This is a genomic window from Mesorhizobium sp. (assembly GCF_024509055.1).
Lineage (GTDB): Bacteria > Pseudomonadota > Alphaproteobacteria > Rhizobiales > Rhizobiaceae > Mesorhizobium.
Genome location: NZ_JANINM010000378.1, coordinates 1 through 24595 on the forward strand (window position 1 = coordinate 1; position 24595 = coordinate 24595).

Here is a 24595-nt window from a genome sequence, read left to right on the forward strand (position 1 = left end):
CGATCTTCTGGCCGATCTCCTGGATCTGCTTTTTCTTGGCGCCACGCGCGATCTCGATGTCGGACTTCACTTCGGCCATGACGGCTTTCCTCTGGATTGGTCGTTGGAAGGGAGGTGGTCGATCATTCGTGCATGTTGGAAATGTCGCGCGGACGCAAGGGCATGTTCTAACCCTGTCGCGGTCGCGGCGTCAATTTTCATGCAACTATGTTTCCTAGGAAGAAAGTATGTTGCTGTTTCCCGGTCGACCTGCAAGGGGTCTTCGCGCCCGGTCGTCGCGGCGTATAGAAGCCAGAGCGCATATCGTCGCGCCGTCTCAAAACAGCCGCGCAATACGCGAAAAGCGACAGAGGCGACGGCGCAAATCCACCATTGCCCGCCGGTCTCACTGGGTCAGCACATTGCTGATTTCGACCATGTTGGAGCGCACTCGCAGGATGTAGAAGCCCATCGTCGTCAGATGCGTCGGCAGCAGCCAGCCGTCCTCGCGTCCGTTGGCGATGATGAAGGGCTGGATGCGCAAGGCTGATACGAACTGCTGGTCCATCGTGTCCCACAGGTTCTGCAGGTGCTTTTCCTTGATCACGTCCTCGAAGTCGGCTTCCGAGGCCTTCATGAGGCCGTAATAGGCATAGAGCTGGCCATAGGCGAACCAGAAGCGGTCGTCGGCGCGGAAGTCGAACCAGCCGGCATTGTGGTTCTCGGCGCGCTCCTTGAGGATCGCGGATGTCGAGCCGATGTCGCTGGCGATGCGGTCGATATATTGCTTCAAATTGTCGGCGCGGGCGTCGAACGTCGTCTGGCACGCGGCCAGCCGGGCGTTGAAGGACCGTAGATTGCCGATCGCAAGACGATACATGCTGGGCGTGGTCGCCGTCATGCCGTTGCTGCTGATGTACCAGGTCGATTCATCGTATTGCAGCCGGCCACGGGCGGCCTGCAGGTCGCTGTCGATCTGCGAGGTACTGCGGACGCGTCCGAGATTGTCGGCTAGCTCGGTCGCGGTGCGACGCACCGCCTGGTTGATGCCGCGCTGGAAGTTGGCCTTGTTGTCCATCCACGGCGTGTCGTCCCAATTGATGCCGAACAAGCCGAGCTTGTAGAGGATCATCGATGAGACCCAGGCATTCTGATTGACGTTGAAGTCGGTGAGATCGGCGGCCATCTGGGCGATCGCCGAGTTACCGCAGCTCTTGGCGGCGTTCGCGCCGTCAGCGGCCGGAATCTGTTCGCCGGCGGAGACGTTGCGCTTCTCGAACGAGTATTGTTCGGGATAGTTCGGGTCGAAATTGTTCCACCACTGGGTGGCGTAGAGGAAATTGGCATAGAGGCCGATGAGCACGAAAACAGCGAGGCCGACTACCGCCTTGAGGATCAAGCCGCGCTGCCCGTACCAGCGGCCGACCCACATCAATGGCCACAGGATTACGCCGATCAAGAATCCGATGCCGCGACCAATCCACTGAAAGATCTGTGTGAAGAAACTCACGATCGGATCAAGCATGGCTGTGTCACCCCCTCAGTCACTCAAGCCGTAAAGACGCGCGCGAAACGCCGCCTTCAAATATGTGGTTTTACAGGCATCCACAACTGCATCGGCCGGGCGCCGCCGAAGGCGTCGGATTCTTTTCCAGAAGCCCTGTTTGTTAAGGGGGCGACGCGAAACCAGGGGCAGGGGGCAGAAGAATCCAGGCAGGCGGATCGACGATCGTTCCGGAAGCCTCCCTTCGAACGGTGGTCAGGGTTTCGGGTCGGCCTTGAGATAGGCGATGACATTGGCGATGTCGTCATCGCTGGTCAGGCCGCCGAAAGCCATCCTGTTGCCAGGAACCTTCTGCCTGGGCGACTTCAGGTATTCGGCAAGGTTCGCTTCGTCCCAGACGAGGCCGGCGGCGCCAGCATCCTTCATCGCCTGCGAATAGTGGCTCTGGAAGCTCTCGGCCGTGCCGGCTTTGCGGCCGACGACGCCCATCAGATGCGGGCCGACCTTGTCGCGGTCGGTCGCTGCCTCATGGCAGGCGATGCAGCGGTTGAAGACCTTCTTGCCGAGCGCCGCGTCGCCGCCGGCATGCGCTGCAAGCCCACCGGCAAGAAGGAAAACGGCGGATGAAACGGCTCGAAGCATGGGGACTCCCGGCTGGCTTATGGCTGAGGACCGACAATAGCGCGTCGGCCTTAACAAAGGCGACTGCAAAAGGGTGGCAGCCGGCCACCCTTGCCGGTCGGCAGGCTTGCCTCAACCGCGCGCAAAGCCGATGAAGTCATCGGCAGCCGCGCGGCCCATTTCCTCCTCCCAGTGCCTGCGGCAGAGGGAAACGTACACGTCCTTGCCGATCGCCACCTGCTCACCCTGCTTGGCGACCTTGCCGTCGGCTCCGAGGCGCACGACCATCGTCGCCTTGCGGCCGCAACGGCAGATGGTGCGCACCTCGCGAAGGTCGTCCGCGATCGCGAGCAGCGCGCGCGAGCCGGAGAACAACTTGCCCTGGAAGTCGGTGCGCAGTCCGTAGCACATGACCGGTATGTTCAGCCGGTCGGCGATGCGCGCCAACTGCCAGACCTGCTCCTCCTCGAGGAACTGCGCCTCGTCGACGAAGATGCAATGGACGGTGGTGTGTTCGTGGTGCTCGGCCACCCTGGCGAAAAGATCATCGCCGTCGCGGAACATATCCGCCTCTGACTCCAGTCCTATGCGCGAGGAGATCAGCCCTTTTTCGCCCTTGCGGTAGTGACCGGCGACGAACAGCATCGTCGTCATGCCGCGCTCGCGGTAGTTGTAGGACGCCTGCAGCAGCATGGTCGTCTTGCCGGCGTTCATGGTTGCATAATTGAAGTAGAGCTTGGCCATGGCGCCCTTTTAAGCCGACATGTCGCCAAGGGGGGAGGGGGCGCGGTCTCCATCCACCAAAAAAGCGGGTGCGTCGGAAAGACCGCTCATGTCGCTGACTGGCCAGCGCGCGCCGTTGATCGTGATGCGGCGCCGCTTGAAACCACATCAAAATGGTGTTTGGCTGACGAAACAAGGCGGGCGCAAGAACCGTGCCTTCGCTTCGCCGCAGAAATTGAAATGGGAGAAAACTTCATGTTGCGTATGAAATCTTTCGTCGCAGGCCTCGGCCTCGCGGCGCTTCTGTCCACGACCGCCGCTTATGCCGGCGATCCGGCAAGCTGCAAGGCCGTGCGTCTTTCCGATGTCGGCTGGACAGATATCCAGGCAACGACGGGCTTGGCCTCAGTGCTGCTGACGGCGCTCGGCTACCAGCCGCAGGTGATCCAGCTCTCGGTTCCGGTCACCTATGCGTCGCTCAAGAACAAGGACCTCGACGTCTTCCTCGGCAACTGGATGCCGTCGATGACCAACGACATCAAGGACTACAAGGCCGAGGGCTCTGTCGAGACGATCAGCACCAACCTGACCGGCGCCGGCTACGGCATCGTCGTGCCGACCTATGTCGCGGATGCGGGCGTCAAGTCGCTCACCGACCTCGGCAAGTTCAAGGACAAGTTCAACGGCAAGATCTACGGCATCGAGGCCGGCAATGACGGCAACCGCATCATCCTCGACATGATCAAGAACCCGAAGGACAATCTCGGCGGGTTCGAGCTGGTCGAGTCCTCGGAAGCCGGCATGCTGACCCAGGCCGAGCAGTCGATGAAGAACAATGAATGGATCGCCTTCCTCGGCTGGACCCCGCATCCGGTGATGGGCGCCATGAAGATCACCTATCTCGACGGCATGGGCGACAGCGGCTTCGGCGCCGCCACCGTCTATACCAATGTGCGCAAGGGCTACACCACCGAGTGCCCGAACGCCGGCAAGTTCATCTCCAACCTGAAGTTCAATCTCGACATGGAAGGCCAGATGATGGACGCCATCCTCAAGGGCGGCGATCCGCAGACGGTCGCCTCCGACTGGCTGAAGAAGCATCCGGACGCGGTGGCGCCCTGGATTGCCGGCGTCACCACTTTCGATGGCGGCGATGCGACGGCCGCGGTCAAGACCGCGCTCGGGGGCTGAGCCGGCTTGAGATCGGCATGATTCGAGAAGAAGGGCAGCCACTGGAAAAGGCTGCCCTTTTTCATATGCTGTGAGAAGGCGACCGTTCGGCAAGGGCGGCGAGAGAAGAGGGGAAGATGGATCCGATCTCGAAACTCCTGGAAAGCTACAAGATTCCCATCGGGCTTTGGGGCAAGGCGTTCTTCGGTTTTCTGACCGACAATTTCGATACGGTCTTCCGGGCCTTCTCCAACGGCCTGAACTTCCTTCTCGACGGCGCGGTGGAGCTGCTGCTGATGGTGCCGCCGGTGCTGCTGGCGCTGGTCATCGCCATCCTTGCCTGGTTCCTGCAGCGTTCGCGGGGCCTCGCCATCGGCGTCTTCCTCGGCCTCATCTTCATCATCAACCAGAACCTCTGGAAGCAGACGGTCCAGACGCTGGTTCTGGTGGTGGCGGCCGCGGCGATGGCGATGATCATCGGCGTGCCGCTGGGCATCTGGGCGGCGCACAAGCCGAAGGTCTACCGCGTCATGCTGCCGGTGCTCGACCTGATGCAGACGCTGCCGACCTTCGTCTACCTGATCCCGGTGCTGACGCTGTTCGGACTCGGCAACGCGCCGGGCCTCATCGTCACAATCATCTTCGTCATCCCGACGGCGGTCCGGCTCACTCATCTCGGCATCGTTTCCGTGCCCAAGGCGATCATCGAGGCCGGCGAAGCCTTCGGCGCCACCAAGCGCCAGCTCCTGTGGAAGGTTGAACTGCCTTCGGCGCTTCCAACCATCATGGCGGGGCTCACCCAGTCCATCATGCTGTCGCTGTCCATGGTGGTGTTCGCAGCCCTCATCGGCGCCGGCGGACTCGGCACAGAAATCAACCGCGCGCTGGGCTCGCGCAAGATCGATCTCGGGCTTGAGGCTGGCCTCGCCATCGTCGTGCTAGCCATCGTGCTCGACCGGATGACGCGCATCGGCGTTGGAGGCAAGAAATGACCGTCGCCGTCGATTTCAAGAACGTCGATATCGTCTTCGGCGCCGATCAGGCGGGTTCGCTGGCGATGATCGACAAAGGCGCCAGCCGTGCCGAGATCCTCGAAAAGACCGGCAACGTCCTGGGCTGCGCCGGAGCAAATCTCACTGTGCACGAGGGCGAAATCTCGGTGCTGATGGGCCTGTCTGGCTCCGGCAAGTCGACGCTGCTCAGGGCCGTGAACCGGCTGAATGTCGTCTCGCGCGGCCAGGTGCTGGTCAAGGACGGCGACCGCACCGTCGACGTCGTCACCTGCGACGAGGCGACGCTCAGGCGGCTGCGGCAGAAGCAGGTGGCGATGGTGTTCCAGCAGTTCGGCCTGCTGCCATGGCGCACGGTGGAGGAGAATGTCGGCTTCGGTCTCGAGCTTGCCGGCGTTCCGGAAGCCGAGCGCAAGGAACGCGTGAACCGCCAGCTCAAGCTGGTTCATCTCGACCAATGGTCGAAGAAATACGCGCACGAGCTTTCCGGCGGCATGCAGCAGCGCGTCGGCCTGGCCCGGGCTTTCGCCACCGAAGCGCCGATCCTGTTGATGGACGAGCCGTTCTCGGCGCTCGACCCGCTGATCCGCACCAAGCTGCAGGACGAATTGCTGCAGCTTCAGGCGGAATTGAAGAAGACCATCATCTTCGTCAGCCACGATCTCGAGGAGGCGCTGAAGATCGGCAGCCACATCACGATCATGGAAGGCGGGCGCATCGTCCAGACCGGCGCGCCGGAGGATATCGTGCTGCGCCCCGCCAACGACTACGTCCGCGACTTCATCGCCAATGTGAACCCGTTGTCAGTGCTGACGGCGTGGAACGTCATGCGCGACCGTCGCGATCTCGAACATGCCGGAGATGACTGGGTCTGGCTGGACCGCCGCAAGACGACGCGTTTCAAGATCGATGAGCATGGACTGGTGGCGGCGGCCGAGCGCGACGGCAAGCCGGCGGTCTGGGTGTCCTGCGCCGATGTCGAACGCCAGCCGGAGGAGGGCGCCCAGGTGTTCTGGGCCAATCCCGGCACGCCGCTGAAGACGGTGATGCTGGCCATGCATCGCTCGCAGACGGCGCCGGTGGCCCTGTTCGACGAAGGCTCGCGCTTCGTCGGCGCCATCGGCATCAGGGATGTGCTGAGCGCGGTGCTGCGGCGATAGGCACGGGCCGGCGGATGCCGTCCTGGACTGGCCGGCCCGAAAATGCAGTGTTGCTAATTGTCTACACCCGCAGCCGTAAGCACGGCTTGAGGGCGGCGCAGTCTTGCGTTTCGCCCTCGGCGAGGCCAGAATCCACGCTCTGCGTACTCAGGCGCAAGGGATGGCATGACAACCTCGCCGCGCAATGGGGCCCGGGCCGCCGTAGCCATCTCGGTTTTCGCAGCCACGTTTTTTGGTGGCGCACCCGCATTTGCCCAAAGCTTCACCGTCGGCAACGGCCAGACTGTCGGCCAGCAGACGATGAGCAATTCCGGCGATACCGGGACTGTCGATAGTGGTGGAACCATCGAGACATTGAGCGCCGGCGAAAACGCGGTGCAGATGCTCAATTCAGGCCAAAGCCTGGCCAACTCTGGCAGGATTGGTACGTTTGGCGGCAATGCCTTTACCGTGTATTCGACGGGCGCGGATGCGTCGATCGTCAACAACGGCCTTATTCTGGGGTTAGGAACCGCGTCCGTCGGGATAGTGTCTGAGGGCGACAATGCCAACATTGTAAACAAGGGCTCGATCGAGGCAGTCGGTGTTGCCACGTTCGGCATCATCAGCAACGGCACCGGCGCGCATGTCGATAATCAGGGCTTCATCGGGGTTTCCGGAACGGCTTCGGCGGCCATAATCGGCGACAAATCCGACTTGACCATTTCGAACAGCGGTTCCATCGAGGCCTTTGGGCAGGCCGCTTCCGGCATTCTCTGGGGGACGTCCGGGCCATTGAATAGTGGCTTTCGGCTGACGAATTCCGGCTCGATCTCGGTTTTCGGAAATAATTCAACCGCAATCGGCGCCGGCGGCAATGACATCGTCGTCGTCAATACGGGCACGGTCAGCGCTTCCGGGAGCACCAGCACCGGCATCGTCACCCTGTTCGGCAATGCGGCGATCACCAACGCGGGCTCCGTCATCGTCAGCGGCGCCAATTCCGTCAGCATCTCGGCGCAGGGACCCAACGCGGTCGTCACCAATTCCGGCCAAGTTTTCAACGACCAGAGCACTGCGATCTTTTTCGGCTCGTCCAACGGGACGCTGAACCTTTTGGCCGGCACGGCTATCCAGGGACCCATCACCTTCACCGGTTCCGGCAACACGGTGAGCTTCGGGCCGGCATTGAACGCCGTCATGACCTTTTCGGGAAGCGGGGTACCGCAGACCATCCTGACTGGCGGGCGGCCTTTCGTCGTCAGCGGCAACCAGGTGGCGGTGGTCGACGTCACCGGCTTTGCCAGTGCCGGGTCGCTGGTCGAGGATCTAACCGACACGGTGAGCGGCGTTATCGAGACGCGGCTGACCACCCCGCATGACGATGTGCTTGCGCCGCGTTCGGGTCCGGACGCCTGGCTGGCGACGTTCGGCGGGGTTCGCTCCCAGGATGGATCGGGGACGGCGGCAGGGTTCAGCCAGGCGCTTGGGGGCGTCGTCGCCGGTGCCGAAAAGCGCTCCGGCGACGGGTTCCTCGGCGGTGTGTTCGTTGGCGGAGCCGCCGGAGAGACCGATGTCGACGACAATGCGCAGGAGATCACCCACCGCAGCGTCTTCGCGGGTGGCTACCTTGGCTACGACGTCGGTCAGAACTTCGCCAATCTTTCCTTCATCGCCGGCGTGCTCGACGAGCGCAGCAGCCGCCGTGTCGCCAACAATCTCGTGCTCGGCGGCATCGAGACGGCGCGGGCGGATTTCAACGGCACCTTCGTCAGCCCCGCGATCACCCTCGGCACACGGCTTCCAGTTTCCATGGGAACGCTGATGCCGAGCGTGCGGCTGCGTTACGCCGGCCTCTTCCTCGGCGACTATACGGAAACAGGCTCCGATGCCGATCTCGCGGTGGCGCGGCGCAACGTCCACCTGTTCGAGGCGCGCGGGCAACTGGCGCTGGCGCTGCCGCAAGTGACGACGCCGACCCAGGCCTGGCAGACCAGCCTGCGAGTGGGAATAGACGGCATTTTCCAAAGCAGCGGCGACGTTTCGGCCACCCTGCTCGGCCAGGACATTTCCTTCGCCTCCGGTGCTGAAAAGGCGGCGGTGCGCGGTTTTGCCGGCGCCGACGTCGCGGCGGCGATCGGCCATGGCATGATGCTGGATTCGGGCTTCGAGGTCGGCTACGGCAGCGACAACGCCTTCACCGCCAGAGGCCAGATACGCCTCAGCAAGGCATTCTGAGCTCAGCCTACCCGCGCCGGGGCTGCGTCTTTCCAGGCAAGCCGCGAAAATCGATTCCGATTTCGCCGCGCCGTGCGGTAGACTATTGCAGCGACCGCGCGGATATTGTCCGCCGGCACGACATTGCAGCGGGGCAAGTGGCAGATGATCTTCCGTCAGCTCTTCGATTCCGTCTCAGGCACCTACTCCTACCTGCTCGCGAGCCGTCGGGGCGGCGAGGCGCTGATCATCGATCCGGTGCTGGAGAAGGTCGAACGCTATCTGCAACTGGTCAACGAACTCGACCTCAGGCTGGTCAAGGCGGTCGATACGCATCTCCACGCCGACCATATCACCGGGCTTGGAGCCTTGCGCGACAAGACGCATTGCGTGACGGTGATGGGCGAGCAGACCAAGGCGGACGTCGTGTCGATGCGGCTCGCCGACGGTGACAAGCTTGCCATCGAGGGGCTGGCGCTCGACGTCATCTATACGCCCGGCCACACCGACGATTCCTACAGCTTCGTCCTGGCGGACCGTGTCTTTACCGGCGACACGCTGCTCATCCGTGGCACCGGCCGCACCGATTTCCAGAACGGCGATCCACGCCAGCAATACGAGTCGATCTTCGGCCGCCTGCTCAGGCTCCCCGACGAGACGCTGATCTTCCCGGCGCATGACTACAAGGGCGAGACCGTCTCGACGATCGGCGAGGAGAAGGCCTTCAACCCGCGCCTCCAGGTGAAGTCTGTCGATGAGTATGTCGACATCATGAACAACCTGAAGCTGTCCAATCCGAAGATGATGGATGTCGCGGTGCCGGCCAACATGAAGGTCGGGCTGCACCAGGACGATATCGCAGGCCGGGGTTGGGCGGTGACCGCCGAACAGGCGTTGTCGCTGGTCGGACGGTCCGACGTGGCGCTGATCGACCTGCGCGAGCAGTCGGAGCGGGAGCGCCACGGCGTGATCCCGGGCGCGATCCATCTGCCATACGGCCGGCTGCAGGAGAACATCGCCGCCGGCGGCATGCTGCATGAGCTTGCGAAGTCGACCAGCAAACAGATCCTGTTCTATTGCGCCTTCGGCGAGCGCTCGGCGATGGCGGTGCAGGCGGCGCAGGACGTCGGCATTGCCAGCGCCCGCCACATCGAGGGCGGCATCGATGCCTGGCGCAAGGCCAGCGGCCCGCTGTCTCACTAAGCAATTCCAGGAAGAGTGTGAAACGCTTTTCCGTCCGCGTTAAACAAGCGGATGCCGCAGGCAGCTTCAGTTGAGTCCGATCAGCTTCGCGCCATTCCGGAACAGAGCCTCGCCATCCGGGTCGAAGCGGAACGTGGCGATGAAATCGTCGGCACGATAGTTTGGCAACGTCTTGCGGATGGCGGTGGCGAAGGTCTTAGCCTCGTCCAGCCGGCCAGCCAGCGCCAGGCAATGCGCGGCTATCGCCAGGATGACGACATGGGCGTTGGGCCTTGCCGCCGCCCTCAGCGCCCATTCGGCGGCCTGATCGAACTCTTCCAGTCGGGCATGGGCCATGGCGCGGGCGCCCAGCATGCCGAACAGCAGCGGATCGAAGGGGCTGAGGTGCCGTGAATGATCGGACGATCCGATCGCCGATTGCGGATCGCCCGACTGCGAGTGCACGAAGGACAGCGCATAATGACCGAGCGCGAAGTTGGGGCTGAGGTCGACGGCCCTCGCCAGCTCGACCAGCGAACTGTCCTGCTCGCCGCGCAGCCACAAGGCCCGGCCCATCGCCCAGTGCGCGGCGGGATTGCGATCGTCGACCAGCAGGCTGTGGCCGGCGCTTTCGAAGGCAAGCGCGGTTTCCCGGTCGCGGTCGCCCCAGCGCTGGAAGGCGTTTTGCCAGTGCGTGAAGGAGAGACCGGCATAGGCGCGGGCGAAGGTCGGATCGAGCTTCAGCGCCTGGTTGAAGAAATGTTGCGCCAGATCGTTCTCCTGGCGGGTGAAGCGATACATGTGCCACAAGCCGCGATGATAGGCTTCCCAGGCGTTGAGCGAATTTGGCGCCTTCAGCAGCGCGCGGTTACGCTCCACCGTCGCGATCTCGGCGGCGATCGAGGAGACGATGCTGTCGCCGATATCGTCGAGGACGATAAAGATGTCGTCGGGGCTGCGCTCGAACGTCTCCGTCCAGACAATCCTGGCAGTGCGCACATCGACGAGCTCAACCGAGACGAGGACCCGGCCCGCGAGGCTGCGGACGGAGCCCGTCGCGATGTAATCGACGTTCAGCCTGCGACCGGCATCCTCAGGCGCGACGTTCCTCTCGGCAAGCGCGAAGACCGAGCCGCGGGCAATGACGAAAAAATCTCGAAGCCTTGCGAGGCGCGTGATGATGTCATGGGTCAGGCCGTCAGCCAGACCGCCGCGAAAGCTGCCGGCGTCCTCGGCAAATGGCATGACGGCAAGTGAGGCCCGGCGCGTCGCGGCTTGATCCGGCTCGGTAAGGGCGATGGGTGCTTGCGGCGAGGCGGAAGCGGGGACATCGCGGGCGCATGGCGTCGTACTCGACCGGCGAGCCTTTATCTCGCGCCACGCATCGCGCACGGGGGTGAAATCCAATTCCTCGGAATTGAAGAGTTCCGCCGTGGCGGCGAGATGCTCCTCGCACGCGCCGATCTGTCCCCGGCGCGCGAGGTTCTCCAGCAGCGCGACATGCGCGCGACGATCGAAGGGCGCGAGTTCCAGCCATTTGTCGGTGCAGGCAACAGCCTCATCGGCGCCGGGCGTCAGAAGGCCGATCATGTGCTCCAGGATGGCAAGGTGACATGATTGGAAGCGGCGGCGCTGCGCTGTCAGCCAGCTGCCGAAATGCGGGCTGCGATCGAGTTCCAGGCCTTCGAGGAAGTCGCCGGCGAAGCGTTGCGAAAGCGTCCGCAGGCTTTCTAAGCCGAGCTCGTCGATGCCCTCCGCCACCAACGCAGTGGCCTCCAGCGCGTCGACGTGCGCGCCGTCAAGGCTCAGCGCGACCGTGTCGCCCTCGGTCTCCACCCTGTGCTGGTCCGGTTCGTCGAGCGCGGCACGCAGTTTGCTCAGGCACCAGCGAAGCTCGCCACGCGGATCGTTGGGCACTTCCCACAGAAGCTCGCAGAGACGGCTTCGTCCGACGGGATGCGGCGCGAGCGCCAGATAGGCGAGCAAGGCGCGCAGCTTGCGCGACGCGGGCAAGGCCACGGGTAGCCCGTCTCGAGCAACCGTGAGCGGCCCGAGCAGCCGGATGGACAGGCCGGCCGACGCGCCGTCCTGGCCCGATCGGGCGGTTTCCACGTGCGTTTCCACGCTCGCTCCCACGCTGACCAGTCGCTCCCTGTTCTATCACCAAACACGACAGCCTGCATCCGGTGGCGCATTCGCGCCGGACACGGCCATTGCCGGATTGCCGGCAGGTCGAGAGCAACTAGCGCGGCAAGGTGTCGAAACCGCGCCGCCGAAACCGCCGGTCTGTAACCGGCGCGTGAGGACATCGAGGAGAAAAGAGATGTTGCATCAGCTGAAAATCAGAACCACGGCCGGGCGCGGCCGCCTGTTCGACAGCATTCTCGACACGGTCGGCGATACGCCGGTCGTGCGCGTCAACAATCTTGGCCCGTCACATGCGACGATCTATGCGAAGGCCGAGTTCTTCAATCCGGCAGCCTCCGTGAAGGACCGGCTGGCGCTCAACATCATCGAGGAGGGTGAGCGCAGCGGTAAGCTGAAACCGGGCCAAACCGTGGTCGAGGCGACCAGCGGCAATACCGGCATCGGGCTCGCCATGGTCTGCGCGCAGAAGGGCTATCCGCTTGTTGTGACGATGGCCGACAGCTTTTCCATCGAGCGGCGCAAGCTGATGCGTATGCTGGGCGCCAAGGTGGTGCTGACGCCACGCGCCCAGAAAGGCTTCGGCATGTACAAGAAGGCTGTCGAGCTTGCCGAGGCAAATGGCTGGTTCCTTGCCCGGCAGTTCGAGACGGAGGCCAATGCCGCCATCCATGAGGCCACGACGGCCCGCGAGATCATCAACGACTTCGCCGGCTCCAGGCTCGACGTCCTGGTCACCGGCTATGGCACCGGCGGCACGGTCGCCGGCGTCGGCCGCGTGATGCGCCGGGAACGGCCCGACGTTCGCATCGTGCTTGCGGAACCCGCCAACGCGCAGCTCATCGGCAGCGGCAAGGCACAGGAGCGCGGCGCCGGCGGCGCGCCGGCGGCCAGCCATCCGGCCTTCGAGCCACACCCGATCCAGGGCTGGACGCCGGATTTCATCCCCGAAGTCCTGCAGGAGGCAATCGACCAGCATTATTACGACGAAGTCGTGCCGATCCCCGGCCCCGAGGGCATCAAATGGGCGAAGGCGCTGGCGCAAAAGGAAGGCATCTTCACGGGCATCTCCGGCGGCGCCACTTTCGCCGTGGCACGCCAGATCGCGGAGAAGGCGTCCGCCGGCTCGGTGATCCTGTGCATGCTGCCCGACACCGGGGAACGATACATGACGACGCCGCTCTTCGATGGCATCGAGGCCGACATGGACGCCGATGAGACGGCACTGTCGCGCTCGACCCCGAGCTGCCAGTTCGACGCCTGACGACAACGCGCGGCGCCGCATCCGCCCTGATGCCGCGCCGCGCATGATACTGCCCGTGGTTTCGCGGAACCGGTTTGCATATGGGGAAACGGCAATGGACAATTTTCGGAAACCCGAAAACGTGACGGCGGACGAGACCCTGGATCCGCCGGATTGGGCCGATATCGAGGCGCTGTCGCACCGGATCGTCGAAGACGCCGTCGGCTATCTCAAGGATGTACGGGACCGCCCGGTATGGCGTGAGATGCCGGCCGAGGCGCGGGCATTTTTCGGCGCGCCGCTGCCGCGTTCGCCGGCGCCGATTGCCGATGTCTATGGCGAGGTGTCGCGCAACGTCATGGCCTATCCGATGGGCAACATCCATCCGCGCTTCTGGGCCTGGTACATGGGGTCCAGCAATTTCACCGGCGCGCTCGGCGATTTCCTGGCCGCGATCCAAGGCTCCAACCTGGGCGGCGGCAACCATGCCGCCGGGCTGATGGATGGCCAGGTGGTGAACTGGTGCAAGGAGATGGTGGGTTTCCCGGCCTCGGCCAGCGGCACGCTGGTCAGCGGCGGCTCGATGGCCAACATCATCGGGCTCACCGTCGCGCGCAATGCCAAGGCAGGCGTCGACGTTCGGGAAAGAGGCGTCGGCGCCATGCCGAAGCCGCTGCGCTTCTACGCCTCGGACCAGGTCCATTCCTGCCACCGCAAGGCCATGGAAGCGCTCGGCCTCGGCAACCGGGCGCTGCGGCGGGTCCCCACCGACGCGGCGCTGCGCATCGATATCGGCGCGCTCAAGGCGGCAATCGTGGAGGATCGCGAAGCGGGCTTCAAGCCGGCCTGCATCATTGGCACCGCCGGCACCGTCAACACCGGCGCGATCGACGATCTCCAAACACTGGGGGCATTGGCGGTGGTGGAGGACATGTGGTTCCACGTCGACGGCTGCATCGGCGCGCTGATAGCGATCGCGCCGATGAATGCATCGCTCGTCGCCGGCATCGAGCAGGCGCACTCAATCGCGCTCGATCCGCACAAATGGCTGCACGCTCCGTTCGAGGCGGGATGCGCGCTGGTTCGCGACGCGTCCGCCCACCGCAATGCGTTCGCTGTGACGCCGGAATACCTGGAATCGACCCCGCGCGGCCTCGCCTCCGGACAATGGCTGCACGATTACGGCCTGCAGACGTCGCGCGGCTTTCGCGCCCTGAAAATCTGGATGGCGCTGAAGGAGCATGGCGTCGAAAAATTCGGCCGGCTGATCGACCAGAACATCGCCCAGGCAACCTATCTCACCCGGCTGATCGAGGCCGAGCCGGCGCTGGAAGTGACGGCGCCGACGACCATCAACATCGTCTGCTTCCGGCATCGCCTCGACGGGGCCTCGGAGGAGAGCCTGAAGGAATTCAACACCGAGATCATGCTGCGCCTGCAGGAGGAAGGCATCGCGGCCTTGTCCGATACCACCGTGCAAGGCCGGCATTGCCTGAGGGTGGCGATCACCAATCATCGAACGCGTCGTGACGATCTCCACCTCCTGGTGCGCGAGACGCTTCGCATCGGAAACGAGATAGCAGTGTCGGCGCGACAGGATTGAAGAGGATCATTCAGGCAGGCCGGCCAGCCGCAGTGCCTCGACATAACTGGCGAAATAGTCCGGCCTGATCTGTCCCACCCGGTGCTTGAGATTGGAAAGCCTCAATTCAGGGTCGAGTTGAAGCGAGCGCGCGATATGCCTGGCCGCGGCATCCGGCCTGCCGGCCATGGCATTGCTGGCGGCAGCCACGCGCAGGCCGGTCAGGTAATATGGTTGCGCGCGGGAGGCTGCCTCGGCGAGCGGCCAAGCGGCATCATATCTGCCGGCCACGAAATGGGCGAAGGCCGTGAAGCACTGCATGAAGAAGGTCAGTGGATCGAGAGGGCTCAACCGTCTTGCCCGTGACATATGCTCGATGGCGATGTCGGGGTCGTCGTGGCAGGCCTTGAGGCAACCGCTCGCGCTCCAGGCGGCGGCGCAGTTCGGGTTCAGCACGAGCGCCCGGTCGGCCAGCGCCGAGCCGGCCTCATAGTCTCCGATGACATAACCCAGCGCCAGGCCGCTGAAGGCCAGCGCCACAGCGTCGTCCTGGCCGGCGATGGCGACGTTGCCGACCAGTCGCGAGACTTCCGCGGTCTCCGTTTGCCGATCGGTCATCCAGCCATTCGCCATTCGCCAGAAGTAGCACCAGGCAGCGGCGCCTTCGGCAGCGGCAAAATCAGGGTCCAGTTCGATAGCCTTGTAGAACTGCGGCAGGGCTTCCTCCAGACCCTCCCGCGTCCAGCGGTAAAGGCTGGCCATTCCGCGCAGATAATGGTCATAGGCGTCCAGGCTTTCGGTGGGTTTGCGCTTGGCGCGCGCCATCTCTGCCTGTTCGAGCCTTGGTGAAATCGCGCCAATGACGCTGGAGGCGACGAGGTCCTGCAGTTCGAACACTTGCGATACGTCGCCTTCGAAGCGGTCGGCCCACAGACTCACCCCGGCTGCCGCTTCGACGAGTTGACCGGCCACGCGCAACCGGCTGCCGGCTCTGCGGACGCTTCCCTCCAGCACGTAACGGACCCCGAGTTCCCGCGCCACGCGAGTGATATCGACCTGCTGACCCTTGTAGGCAAAGGCGGAATTCCGCGCGATCACGAACAGCCAGTTCACATGCGACAGCGCTGTAGTGATCTCCTCGACCACGCCATCAGTGAAGTATTCCTGCTCCGCATCACCACTCATATTCTGGAAGGGCAGAACGGTGATCGACGGCTTTTCGGGAACAACGGGGCGCGCCGGCTCGGGCTTCGGTTCGATGCGGGTCGGTTCGGGCTCGAGCGGACCTCCTTCGGCCACCGGTCTCTTCGGGCGATCCATATTGGGCGCCTCGATGCGTTCGACCAGCGCCCGTGTCGTTTGTTCAGGCTCGACACCAAGCTCGCGCTTCAGCGCTTCCTTGCAGGCCAGGAACTGGCGGAAAGCATCGTTGGTCTTGCCTCGGTGGCGCAGGATGCGGATCAAGGCCCGGTGGGCCTGCTCGGCGCACGGGTCGATCGCGACCAGCCGCTCGGCCAATCTTTCACAGGCTTGTTCCTGCTGCGTATCCAAGTCTTGCAAGAGGCTCAGCCGCTCGGCCAAATGAAGTGCCTTGCGACTGTAGCTGGCCCGAAGAGGGCCGAGCCATTCGCCGATCTCGCCGGCAAGCGACAACCCGTCCAGGGGTTCGCCCCGGTAGAGGTCGGCCGCCACAGCGAGGCTCGCGCTGTCGTCGGCCTCAATCTTCTGGTCGAAAATCCAGATATCGGCCTCGTCGGCATTCGCAGCCAGCCAGATGGTGTCCGTATTGCCTTCGATGCGAATGGACTCGTCGCCGGTGGACGGAAACAATCGCCTGATGTCAACCAGGGCCTGGCGCAGGCTGTTTCGCGCCTGCTGCTCGCCGCTGTCGGCCCACAACATGGCGGCAACCCTTTCGCGGCGGAGGCCCTTGGGGCCGGCCAGAACGAGGGCGGCAAACAACAGCGACGTCTTGCGCGTCGCGAAGTGAAGAGGTTGGCCGGCTGCGGAGACAACCTCGATGTCGCCGAGCAATCGGATGTGCACCCCCGACCCCCCGTGAAACAAGTCTCGGACACAATATCACGTGTCGCTGGCCGACTTAACGACGATTTAGCGCTTCGGTCCGTGGTTTCTCCCGCGATTTCACACCTGGATGAACATTGGCCAAGCGCCCCGGTGGGACACTGCCTTCGTGAGTTCGAACGAGGGAGAATGACAATGACTTACATCAGCCTCAGAACCTTTCAGCCGACCTCCCGCTTCAGCGGCACGCTGGCGGCCCAGGCCGCGACCATCTTCGCCGAGCTTCGGCGTCGCTATCAGGATGCCAAGCAGCGCAGGGCCTTGGCCGGCCTGTCGATCACCGAACTGAAGGATTTCGGCTATCCGGCAGATGAAGCCCCCGCTGACGTCGCGGCCCGCGGCCGCGCTGTTGGGCACCGACCGCTGCGGTGACGCCGTCAACATCGTCTGCTTCCGGCATCGCCTCGACGGGACCTCGGAGGGGCGCCTCAAGGCATTCACACCGAGATCCTGCGCTTGGGCACCGCGATCTTGTCCGACACCACCGTGCAAGGCCGCCATTGCCTGAGGGTTGCGATCACAAATCATCGCGCGCGTCGCGAGGATTTCGACCTTCTGGTGCACGAAACGATCAGGCTCGGCACCGAGTTCGCCGGTTAGGCGCCTGAGCGCCCTTCGAAGCTCCGCTCTGGCCCGACGAGCCGGCCGGGCCACGCCAGTCTGTTCTTAGGACGCCGGTGGCGATGGTGGTGACGACCCGCCGTCCGTGTAGGAGCGGGACGTCTTTTGTCGTCCAGTCGCTCATGGGCCTGCCTGGCTGTTCAGGAACGACAGGTCGACGCCCTCGACGTCGGTCGATCTGCTAACCGACGCCCATTCAGCGGCCGCCTTCTGCCTTGCCGCCTCGGCCTCGCCGAAGACGTGCAGAGCGTCGCTGCCAAGAATCAGATGTGCCGGCAGGACCTCGCGATCGGCAAGATCGATCACGACATTGGCGACTTTGCGCGGGTCGCTCATCTCATTGCCGGCATAGGCCCTGATCATGGCAAGCACGGCGCCGACGCTGGGTTCATAGTCCGGCAGCAGTTGCGGCGCATCGCCGCCTGCGGCGGCTCCCCAGCCGGTACGCATGCCGCCGGGCTCGACCGAGATGATCTTGACGCCGCACGGCGCCAACTCCTGCGCCAACACCTCGGTGAAGCCGCCGACCGCCCATTTCGCCGCCTGGTAGGCGCTGAGGCCCGGCGTGCCGGTGCGCCCTCCAACCGAGGAGATGTTGACGATATGGCCTGAGCGCTGCGAACGCATGACCGGCAGCGCGGCGCGGGTGAGGTTGATGACACCATAGAAATTGGTGTCGATCTGCGCCTTGAAATCGGCCTCCTCGGTCTGTTCGAACGGGACGATATGGCCGAAGCCGGCGTTGTTGACGAGAACGTCGAGGCGGCCGAAGGCGCCTATCGCGAAATCGACGGCAGCTCTGGCTGCCGCGGTATCGGTGACGTCGAGCGCCACCGTGCGAATGCGGTCGCTGTAGCGTTGCTGAAGGTCGGCCAGGCGATCGGTATCACGGGCGGTCGCCACGACGTTGTTGCCGGTGGCGAGCGCCGCCTCGGTGATGTCGCGCCCCAGTCCTCGAGCGCTACCAGTGATCAACCAGACTTTCGACATTGCTTTCATCCTTTCCATTTTCCACGCGTTAATCGAGCGAGTAATCACTCATTTTAGATGTCGATCGTGCCACGGTCGCATGAGCGAACCCCGGCACACCTTCCTGTGTTCAGCCGGAGATTCCGTTCCAGAAGAATTCGAACCCGGACTGTTTGTAGCGCTCGCGCTCCTTTGGATCGCGGGCGATGAATTCGAGCGTCGTTTCGGCGACCGCCTCGAAAATGGCGCCGACAAAGGCCGATGAACGACCCTTCAGCGCACCGGCGGCAATGCTTTTCTCGAGCATCCTGTTGATGTCGCTGAATGCGGCGGCGCCCTGCCGCTTGTTCTCCTCACGTATCCGCTCCGAGACACTGAGCTGGCGCATTGCCTTACGCTTCATCGGGTATTTCGCGCCCCACTCGACGAAACTGTCCCACACATGCAAGCTTTGCGACCGGATGTCGGCATTCGACGGATAGGCGGTCAAAAGGGCCTTGCCGAGATCGGCTTTGATCTCGAGGTAGAGCTGGTTGAGCAGTTCATCCTTGTTGGCGAAATAATTGAACAATGTGCCCTCCGACAAGCCTGCACCTTTGGCGATACCGGCAGTCGGCGCGCCAGTGCTGAGCGTCGCCACGAGCTTGGCGGCGGAAGTCAGGATCGCTTCGCGTTTTTCTTCACTGAGGGGGCGGGCCATGTTTTTCGATTTTATTTGAGTGAGTGATCACTCATTTATGGGCGATCGCCGGTTTTGTCAAGGGCGGTCCTGGAGGCGGCCGGCACGCAGCTGCCGGAAGAGCGTTCTGGCCTGGCACTGCCGCGCGTTGCCTTTCGCTGTCGGAGACCCGCTGTTGTTCAGCGGTCCTCGCTTCCGGAAAACGCCGCGCCGGGCCGATAAACCATGATCGGCCGGATTTCATAAACAGCGGTAGGGTTGACGCGCTTGAGGTCGCGCGCAGTGGCGATCGCCTCGTCCTGGCTTACGCAGTCAACGATGTAGAACCCCAGCAGTTGCTCCTTGGTCTCGGTGAAGGGACCGTCGATCACCATGCCATCGCCCTGGCCACGCAGCGTGATGGCCCCGGCGGTCGCGCCCAGCCGCGCCGCCGGTCCGAGCGTGCCCTCGCGGGTCAGCTTCTGATTGACCTCAAGAAGGTCTTTCATCAATGCGGCATCCTCGTCGGGCGTCCAGGATTTGACAGTCGCTTCAACGTGATAGGCGAGAATGGCATAGAACATGGCGGTTTCCTCGGACCGGAGCGGGCCGCACTATCACAGGGACGGCGCCGCCGATCCAGCCCCGGAATCATCGCCTGCTGACTCAAGCTGCCAGCGGCAGGCGCAGCTCCGTCAACAGGCCGCCATCGGGATGGTTGGAAAGGATGATCTCGCCGCCGGCGCCGCGCGCGATGTTGCGGGCGATGGTGAGGCCCAGCCCCAGTCCGCCGGTCTCGCGGTTGCGCGACTGTTCGAGACGCACGAAGGAGCCGAACACCGTGTTGAGCTTGGCCTGCGGGATGCCGGGGCCCTCGTCGCGAATGGAAAGCGTGATCGTATTGCCGGAGCGCTGCACGCCGATATGCGCCGTCTTCCCGTAGGTTACCGCGTTCTGGACGAGGTTGGTGATGCAGCGGCGCAGCGCAACGGGGCGCGCGATGCAGATCAGGCCGCGCGACGGCGCAGCGTCATCGTCGATGGACGCGTCCCCGAACCCGTCGGCAACCGATTCCACCAGCGACCAGAAATCGATCCGCTCGGCCTTTTCCTCGGTGACCTCGAACTTGGCGAAGTCGATCACGGAACTGGCGATGCTTTCGATGTCGGCGAGGTCATGGGCAAGGGCCTCGCGGGCCGCCGACTTGCGCAGCAGCTCGAGGCGCAGCCGCATCCTGGTCAGCGGAGTGCGCAGGTCATGGGCGAGCGCCGCCGCAAGTTGCTCACGGTCCTCCACATAGTCGCGAAGCCGCATCTGCATGGCGTTCACCGCCTTCGCCGCGGCGCGAATCTCGCGGCTGCCGGTTTCGGCCATCGGCGGACTTTTCAGATCGTTGCCGATGCGCGTCACCGCCTTTTCCATCATCCGGTAGGGCGCCGTCAGCCGACGCAGCGACCAGATCGACATCACCACCACCAGGCCGGCAATGAGCGAATAAAGCGGCAGGCTGTTTATGCTGAGGATCGGGCCGGCGGGCGTGATCGGCTCGGTGAAGTTCAGCCACTGGCCGTCGGCGAAACGCAGCGAGGCGGTCAGCTTGTCGCTCTGGGCGAAATTGGCCGAGAGCACCAGCAGGTCACGCTCAACCTGGCCGACGTCCTTGTTCACCTGCTCGCCGTCGGGAACATCGGCCTCCTGCGTTGCAGGGTCGCGCCGCACGCGTGCGTCGGTGACGCCGAACTTCGAAAGGCGGCTGACGAGAATGTCCTCCAGTTCGGCCAGCTGGTCGTCGCCGGCAATCGAGGAGGTCACGGCGGGGGTGTCCGAAACGGTCAGCGCGTAGGTGTCGTTGAACAGCCCTGATGCGGTCGCCTTGCGCTCGTCTGGCGTGGCGTCGTGCATCAGCTGAACCAGCGAATAGGCGCGATCGTTGAGCCGGTAGAGGTCGACGATGTCGTTGGCCGCGTCGCGGTCGTGCGAGACGATGTAGAGCGTTGCGATCTGGCTGATCATCAGGCCGGCAATGACGATCAGCAGCACCCAGACAGGCAGGGTCTGCGGCAGCAAGCGTCTCATTCGGAAGTCGTCTCGGGCAGAAACTGATAGCCGCCGCTGCGCACGGTCAGGATCAGTTTCGGCGTCTTCGGGTCATCCTCCATCTTGCGGCGAAGGCGGCTCACCAGAATGTCGACGCTGCGGTCGAAGCTGTAGCCGGTGTCGCCGCCCGACAGCTCGATGAGCTGCTCGCGTGTGAGCACGCGCTGCGCGCTCTTGGCGAAGGTCTGCAGGAGATTGAATTCCGCCATCGTCAGTTCCACGCGCACGTCGTCGGGCGCCGTCAGCCGGCGTCGCGAGCAATCCATGGTCCAGCCGGCAAAGTGGTAGATCTGCTTGGCGGCGGGGCGGCGCGGCTCGGCCGCGCCGTTGCGCCTGAGCACAGCGCGGATGCGGGCGAGCAATTCGCGCGGATCGAAGGGTTTCGGCACATAGTCGTCCGCGCCCATCTCCAGGCCAACGACGCGGTCCGTCGTTTCGGTGACCGCCGTCAGCATGATGATCGGCGTGGTATAATTGGCGCGGACCTCACGGCACAGTTCAAGCCCGCTCTTGCCCGGCAGCATCACGTCCAGAACGATGAGATCGACCTGCGTTCGACGCAGCACAGCTTCCATTTCGGTGCCGTCGGCGGCCACCGTCGTGTGCAGCCCGCGCTTCTGGAAGAACTCCTGAAGCAGGTCGCGTATGCCCTTGTCGTCATCGACAATCAGTATGTGTGCATCAGATTTCACGAGAACCCTGTCATTGCTGCGGGCCAAGCCGCCCTTTCGAAAATCACCAACAAGATAGAATTCGGGCCACATCTTGGCCAGTGGCGGCAATACAGGGCGGGGGTGGCTCCCCAGAAACAATTCAGAAACAAAATTCTACAGTCGGGAAAAACTCGTGAAAAACTACAAGGGCATACCGGTGCCGTGGCGGTCAGGTCATCGGCTGCGACGCAAGTTTCCGGGGTAACGGACAAGACCAATGCAGAGGTTCTGGATCAGCGTGATGGGTGCCTTGCTCAGCATGTCCCTCGTCACAGCAGCAGCCGGCGCCTCGACCGCGAAGGTAGCGCCGCTCACCCGGACCGAGCGTTGCACCAATCTCAGCCGTCAAGTCGACGAAGCTCTTGAAACCCATGCCGCGGCAACGCAGGTCACCGCGGCGAAGGCACTTCAAAGAAAGGGAAACCGGTTCTGCGCCAACAAGAAGCAGGCGCAGGGAATCCGGATGCTCGCAAACGCCTTGAAGCTGCTTGGAGTGACGCCGGTCGACCCGGATCAGTGACACTCAACTCCCGACCCGCACAAAAAGGAAATGAAGCCATGAAAAAGTCCCTTCTCTCCGCCCTCGGCCTCGCTGTCGCCCTGTCCTTCTCGATGCCGGCTCTCGGCAACGCCCAGACGACGACCACTGCGCCGGCTGCCACCACCACGACCACGACGACCGCGCCGGCAGCAACCACGCCCGCGAAGCCGGCCATGAAGAAGGCAGCGGCCAAGAAGGAATGCAAGCCGACCAAGAAGCACAAGTGCCCGGTCAAGAAGGCGGCCAAGGCCAAGGCGAAGCCGGCCGCCGCCAAGCCGGCTGCCGCTCCGAAGCCGGCTGCCACCGCCAACTAAGAAGCCTGATTCAGGCCTTAGAGCGAAAGCCGCTTCTGCTGGTTTCGGCAGGAGCGGCTTTTTTTGATGCCGGAAATCCGGCGCTTCGGTGGCAACTTCATCCTTAACCTGATCGCAATGCCGGTGCTGTAGGATAATCCGCATGAAGAAGCGGCTTTCCTCCCTGATGCGTTCGCTGACCCTCGGCGGTCTGATCGCCACCGCGGCGGCGCGCTCATTGATCATCTTTACCGCAAGTCCGGTGCCGGATCCCGCCAGCGGCAGGACCGAGCCCGAGCTCTTCGCGCCGGCGATCTCATCGAGCTTCGATTACATCACCCCGGCGCAGTCCTGGGTCCTGATCGTGCTGACCGGCATTACACTAATCGGCCTGGTCGGCTGGATATTGTTTGCCTTCATGGAGCGTGGCTCAGGCATGGACGGTGACGCCGGCTCGGGCACATCGGGCACCGCGATGCGCCGCCCGGTCGGGCGCCAGGGCCGTTGACCCTGCGGCGGTTCTTCCCCACATAGGGTTGGTCGTCCAACTCCATTATCCGCGAGCGGTCGGACGACTGACCCCTGCTTGACAAATGAGAGCGAGAGCCTGGTTTCTCGCTGCCGGATCCGATGCCCGAAACCGTCATCAAACCCCGCGTCAAGACGCAGCCGAAGACCGAGCGGCCGAAGCTCTACAAAGTCATCCTCGTCAATGACGACTTCACGCCGCGCGAGTTCGTGGTGACGGTGCTCAAGGGCGAGTTCAAGCTCAGCGAGGATCAGGCGCACCGCGTCATGATCACCGCGCATACGCGCGGCGTGTGCGTCGTTGCCGTGTTTACGCGCGACGTCGCCGAGACCAAGGCCGCCCGTGCGACCGATGCCGGCAAGGCCAAGGGTTACCCGCTGCTCTTCACGACCGAGCCGGAAGAGTAGCGGCGGTCCCTTCTTCTCCCACAAGGGAAAGGGAGAGGTGACACTACCGCCCCTCGCGATACCACATCGAGCCGATGGCCAGGAGCAGCAGGCCGAGGCCGAGGAAGCCGCCGAACAGCGGCACCCGCGACACGGCCTTGAGCGTGCTGTCGTCGGTGGTGCGCAGGCCTATCCAGTCGTCTCCCGAAGCCGCGGCCGAGGAGCGGACCGGCACGATCGATGGCAAGGTAATGTCGCCGGTGAGATTGCCCAGCGCGGATGAGGGGGCCAGCCGGCGCACGCTGCCGCCGGTCGCCTCGGCAGGCGCCTTCAGCCGGTCTTCGGTCGAGACCACGTCCTGGAATTCCGGCGCGTTGATCGGGCCGACATGGGCCAACGCGGTGAGGTCGCCATTGCCGATCTGGTAGAGACCGATCTCGCTGGTCTGCAGGCTGCCGGTGAAAATACCGGGTTCGGCCTTTTCGAGCTTCACCTTCACCGCCTTGCCGGACGGCGTGATCACCTGGGCCGGACCCGGGTCGTCGCTCATCGTCTGGCGGCGGATCTCCAGCATCATGCCGCGACCATCCGCGGTCAGCCGCTCTTCTTCCAGTTCCGGCTCCTTCATCAGCCAGTGGGCGATGCGCCGGTAGAGCTGCACATGCGGCCCGCCGCCTTCGAAGCCGCGCGCCCACAGCCAGCCCTGGTCGGAAAGCAGCATGCCGACGCGGCCTTCGCCCTTGCGGTCGAGCAGAAGCAGGGGCCGGTCGTCGGCGCCCTTCATCACGACTTCGCCTTCCGGATTCTTGACGCCGATGGTGCGGAACCAACGGCTCCAATGCGGCGGCTCGCTGGCCGAACCCTCGAGCCCACGCGTCACCGGATGACGCTGGCCGAGCTCCGTCAGGCGCGGATAGAAGGCCTTTTCCACCACTTCGCCGGTCGGCATTGCCGGCAGCGCGGCGTTGAGTGGCGTGCGGGCGATGGAGTTTTCTCCGGCATATTCGGGACCGGCTGCGATCAGCAGCGCGCCGCCCTTTTCGACATATTCGGAAATGTAGTCGTAATAGAGGATCGGCAGCACATCGCGGTGCTGGTAGCGGTCGAAGATGATCAGGTCGAAATCCTTGATCTTCTCGACGAACAGCTCGCGCGTCGGGAAAGCGATCAGTGACAGTTCATTGATCG

The 24595-nt window shown here is 63.7% G+C and carries 25 protein-coding genes and 1 pseudogene; 15 read left to right on the forward strand and 11 right to left on the reverse strand.

From position 1 onward, the window contains the following. Nucleotides 1-218, forward strand: a 218-nt coding sequence (locus tag Q0L57_RS17735) for a hypothetical protein (RefSeq protein ID WP_296744456.1), incomplete at its 5' end; no start/stop codon positions are given. 167 nt (nt 219-385) lie between these two features. Here Q0L57_RS17735 and Q0L57_RS17740 read toward each other — a convergent pair. From Q0L57_RS17740 to Q0L57_RS17750, 3 genes are all read right to left on the reverse strand, one after another. Further along, a complete protein-coding gene (locus Q0L57_RS17740) occupies nt 386-1504 on the reverse strand; it encodes a DUF2333 family protein (protein ID WP_296744457.1) in 1119 nt (372 codons plus the stop codon). A gap of 234 nt (nt 1505-1738) precedes the next feature. Then, complete coding sequence (locus Q0L57_RS17745; protein WP_296744458.1) at nt 1739-2125, reverse strand: cytochrome c family protein; 387 nt, start codon at nt 2123-2125, stop codon at nt 1739-1741. A gap of 111 nt (nt 2126-2236) precedes the next feature. Then, nucleotides 2237-2848, reverse strand: a complete 612-nt coding sequence (locus tag Q0L57_RS17750) for a thymidine kinase (RefSeq protein ID WP_296744459.1) — start codon at nt 2846-2848, stop codon at nt 2237-2239. Between the two features lie 88 nt (nt 2849-2936). On the opposite strand from Q0L57_RS17750, the gene Q0L57_RS17755 reads away from it, so the two are divergent. From Q0L57_RS17755 to Q0L57_RS17780, 6 genes are all read left to right on the forward strand, one after another. After that, nucleotides 2937-3095 (forward strand): hypothetical protein, encoded by a 159-nt coding sequence (locus Q0L57_RS17755; protein WP_296744460.1) that lies wholly within the window; start codon nt 2937-2939, stop codon nt 3093-3095. Next, on the forward strand, nt 3083-4018 hold the full coding sequence (locus tag Q0L57_RS17760) for a choline ABC transporter substrate-binding protein (RefSeq protein WP_296744461.1): 936 nt from the start codon (nt 3083-3085) through the stop codon (nt 4016-4018). The genes Q0L57_RS17755 and Q0L57_RS17760 overlap by 13 nt, the downstream gene beginning before the upstream one ends. A gap of 116 nt (nt 4019-4134) precedes the next feature. After that, complete coding sequence (gene choW / locus Q0L57_RS17765) at nt 4135-4989, forward strand: choline ABC transporter permease subunit (RefSeq protein WP_296744462.1); 855 nt, start codon at nt 4135-4137, stop codon at nt 4987-4989. After that, nucleotides 4986-6167 (forward strand): choline ABC transporter ATP-binding protein, encoded by a 1182-nt coding sequence (choV, locus tag Q0L57_RS17770; protein WP_296744463.1) that lies wholly within the window; start codon nt 4986-4988, stop codon nt 6165-6167. Before choW ends, choV begins: the two co-directional genes overlap by 4 nt. A 165-nt stretch (nt 6168-6332) precedes the next feature. Continuing rightward, entirely contained in the window at nt 6333-8384 is a 2052-nt protein-coding gene (locus tag Q0L57_RS17775; protein ID WP_296744464.1) for an autotransporter domain-containing protein, read from the forward strand. 144 nt (nt 8385-8528) lie between these two features. After that, the gene (locus Q0L57_RS17780) at nt 8529-9566 is read left to right on the forward strand and encodes an MBL fold metallo-hydrolase (protein WP_296744465.1); all 1038 of its coding nucleotides are present in this window, start codon (nt 8529-8531) and stop codon (nt 9564-9566) included. A 66-nt stretch (nt 9567-9632) separates the two neighbouring features. Here Q0L57_RS17780 and Q0L57_RS17785 read toward each other — a convergent pair whose 3' ends face one another. Further along, complete coding sequence (locus Q0L57_RS17785; protein WP_296744466.1) at nt 9633-11669, reverse strand: transcriptional regulator; 2037 nt, start codon at nt 11667-11669, stop codon at nt 9633-9635. Nucleotides 11670-11868: 199 nt separating this feature from the next. Between Q0L57_RS17785 and Q0L57_RS17790 the strand changes: the two genes are divergently transcribed. Beyond that, nucleotides 11869-12954 (forward strand): PLP-dependent cysteine synthase family protein, encoded by a 1086-nt coding sequence (locus Q0L57_RS17790; protein WP_296744467.1) that lies wholly within the window; start codon nt 11869-11871, stop codon nt 12952-12954. Between the two features lie 94 nt (nt 12955-13048). Further along, nucleotides 13049-14536 (forward strand): pyridoxal-dependent decarboxylase, encoded by a 1488-nt coding sequence (locus Q0L57_RS17795; protein ID WP_296744468.1) that lies wholly within the window; start codon nt 13049-13051, stop codon nt 14534-14536. 6 nt (nt 14537-14542) lie between these two features. Here the strand turns inward: Q0L57_RS17795 and Q0L57_RS17800 are convergent, their stop codons facing one another. Further along, nucleotides 14543-16561 carry a BTAD domain-containing putative transcriptional regulator gene (locus Q0L57_RS17800; RefSeq protein WP_296744469.1) on the reverse strand — a complete coding sequence of 673 codons (2019 nt, stop codon included), beginning with the start codon at nt 16559-16561 and terminating at the stop codon, nt 14543-14545. A 174-nt stretch (nt 16562-16735) separates the two neighbouring features. Here Q0L57_RS17800 and Q0L57_RS17805 point away from each other — a divergent pair, with 174 nt between their 5' ends. Further along, the gene (locus tag Q0L57_RS17805) at nt 16736-16972 is read left to right on the forward strand and encodes a hypothetical protein (protein ID WP_296744470.1); all 237 of its coding nucleotides are present in this window, start codon (nt 16736-16738) and stop codon (nt 16970-16972) included. A gap of 84 nt (nt 16973-17056) precedes the next feature. Beyond that, nucleotides 17057-17200: a hypothetical protein gene (locus Q0L57_RS34280; RefSeq protein ID WP_366940931.1), complete on the forward strand. Its 144-nt coding sequence runs from the start codon at nt 17057-17059 to the stop codon at nt 17198-17200. Nucleotides 17201-17341: 141 nt separating this feature from the next. On the opposite strand, the gene Q0L57_RS17815 is transcribed toward Q0L57_RS34280, so the two are convergent. The 5 genes from Q0L57_RS17815 to Q0L57_RS17835 all read right to left on the reverse strand — a co-directional run bounded on the left by Q0L57_RS17815 (nt 17342) and on the right by Q0L57_RS17835 (nt 21637). Next, the gene (locus Q0L57_RS17815; protein ID WP_296744471.1) at nt 17342-18211 is read right to left on the reverse strand and encodes an SDR family NAD(P)-dependent oxidoreductase; all 870 of its coding nucleotides are present in this window, start codon (nt 18209-18211) and stop codon (nt 17342-17344) included. 109 nt (nt 18212-18320) lie between these two features. Beyond that, entirely contained in the window at nt 18321-18890 is a 570-nt protein-coding gene (locus Q0L57_RS17820) for a TetR/AcrR family transcriptional regulator (protein WP_296744472.1), read from the reverse strand. Nucleotides 18891-19048: 158 nt separating this feature from the next. Further along, nucleotides 19049-19432 carry a YciI family protein gene (locus tag Q0L57_RS17825; RefSeq protein WP_296744473.1) on the reverse strand — a complete coding sequence of 128 codons (384 nt, stop codon included), beginning with the start codon at nt 19430-19432 and terminating at the stop codon, nt 19049-19051. Nucleotides 19433-19514: 82 nt separating this feature from the next. Next, the gene (locus Q0L57_RS17830; protein ID WP_296744474.1) at nt 19515-20924 is read right to left on the reverse strand and encodes an ATP-binding protein; all 1410 of its coding nucleotides are present in this window, start codon (nt 20922-20924) and stop codon (nt 19515-19517) included. Beyond that, complete coding sequence (locus Q0L57_RS17835; RefSeq protein WP_296744475.1) at nt 20921-21637, reverse strand: response regulator transcription factor; 717 nt, start codon at nt 21635-21637, stop codon at nt 20921-20923. Before Q0L57_RS17835 ends, Q0L57_RS17830 begins: the two co-directional genes overlap by 4 nt. Before the next feature lie 238 nt (nt 21638-21875). On the opposite strand from Q0L57_RS17835, the gene Q0L57_RS17840 reads away from it, so the two are divergent. From Q0L57_RS17840 to clpS, 4 genes are all read left to right on the forward strand, one after another. Further along, the gene (locus tag Q0L57_RS17840; RefSeq protein ID WP_296744476.1) at nt 21876-22178 is read left to right on the forward strand and encodes a hypothetical protein; all 303 of its coding nucleotides are present in this window, start codon (nt 21876-21878) and stop codon (nt 22176-22178) included. Between the two features lie 38 nt (nt 22179-22216). Then, complete coding sequence (locus Q0L57_RS17845; protein ID WP_296744477.1) at nt 22217-22513, forward strand: hypothetical protein; 297 nt, start codon at nt 22217-22219, stop codon at nt 22511-22513. 142 nt (nt 22514-22655) lie between these two features. Next, nucleotides 22656-23000, forward strand: coding sequence for a hypothetical protein (locus tag Q0L57_RS17850; protein WP_296744478.1), 345 nt, complete (start codon nt 22656-22658; stop codon nt 22998-23000). A 122-nt stretch (nt 23001-23122) separates the two neighbouring features. Further along, nucleotides 23123-23428 carry an ATP-dependent Clp protease adapter ClpS gene (clpS, locus tag Q0L57_RS17855; protein WP_296744479.1) on the forward strand — a complete coding sequence of 102 codons (306 nt, stop codon included), beginning with the start codon at nt 23123-23125 and terminating at the stop codon, nt 23426-23428. Nucleotides 23429-23471: 43 nt separating this feature from the next. On the opposite strand, the pseudogene Q0L57_RS17860 reads toward clpS, so the two are convergent. After that, nucleotides 23472-24595 (reverse strand): annotated as a pseudogene (locus tag Q0L57_RS17860) (hypothetical protein); the annotation flags it as partial.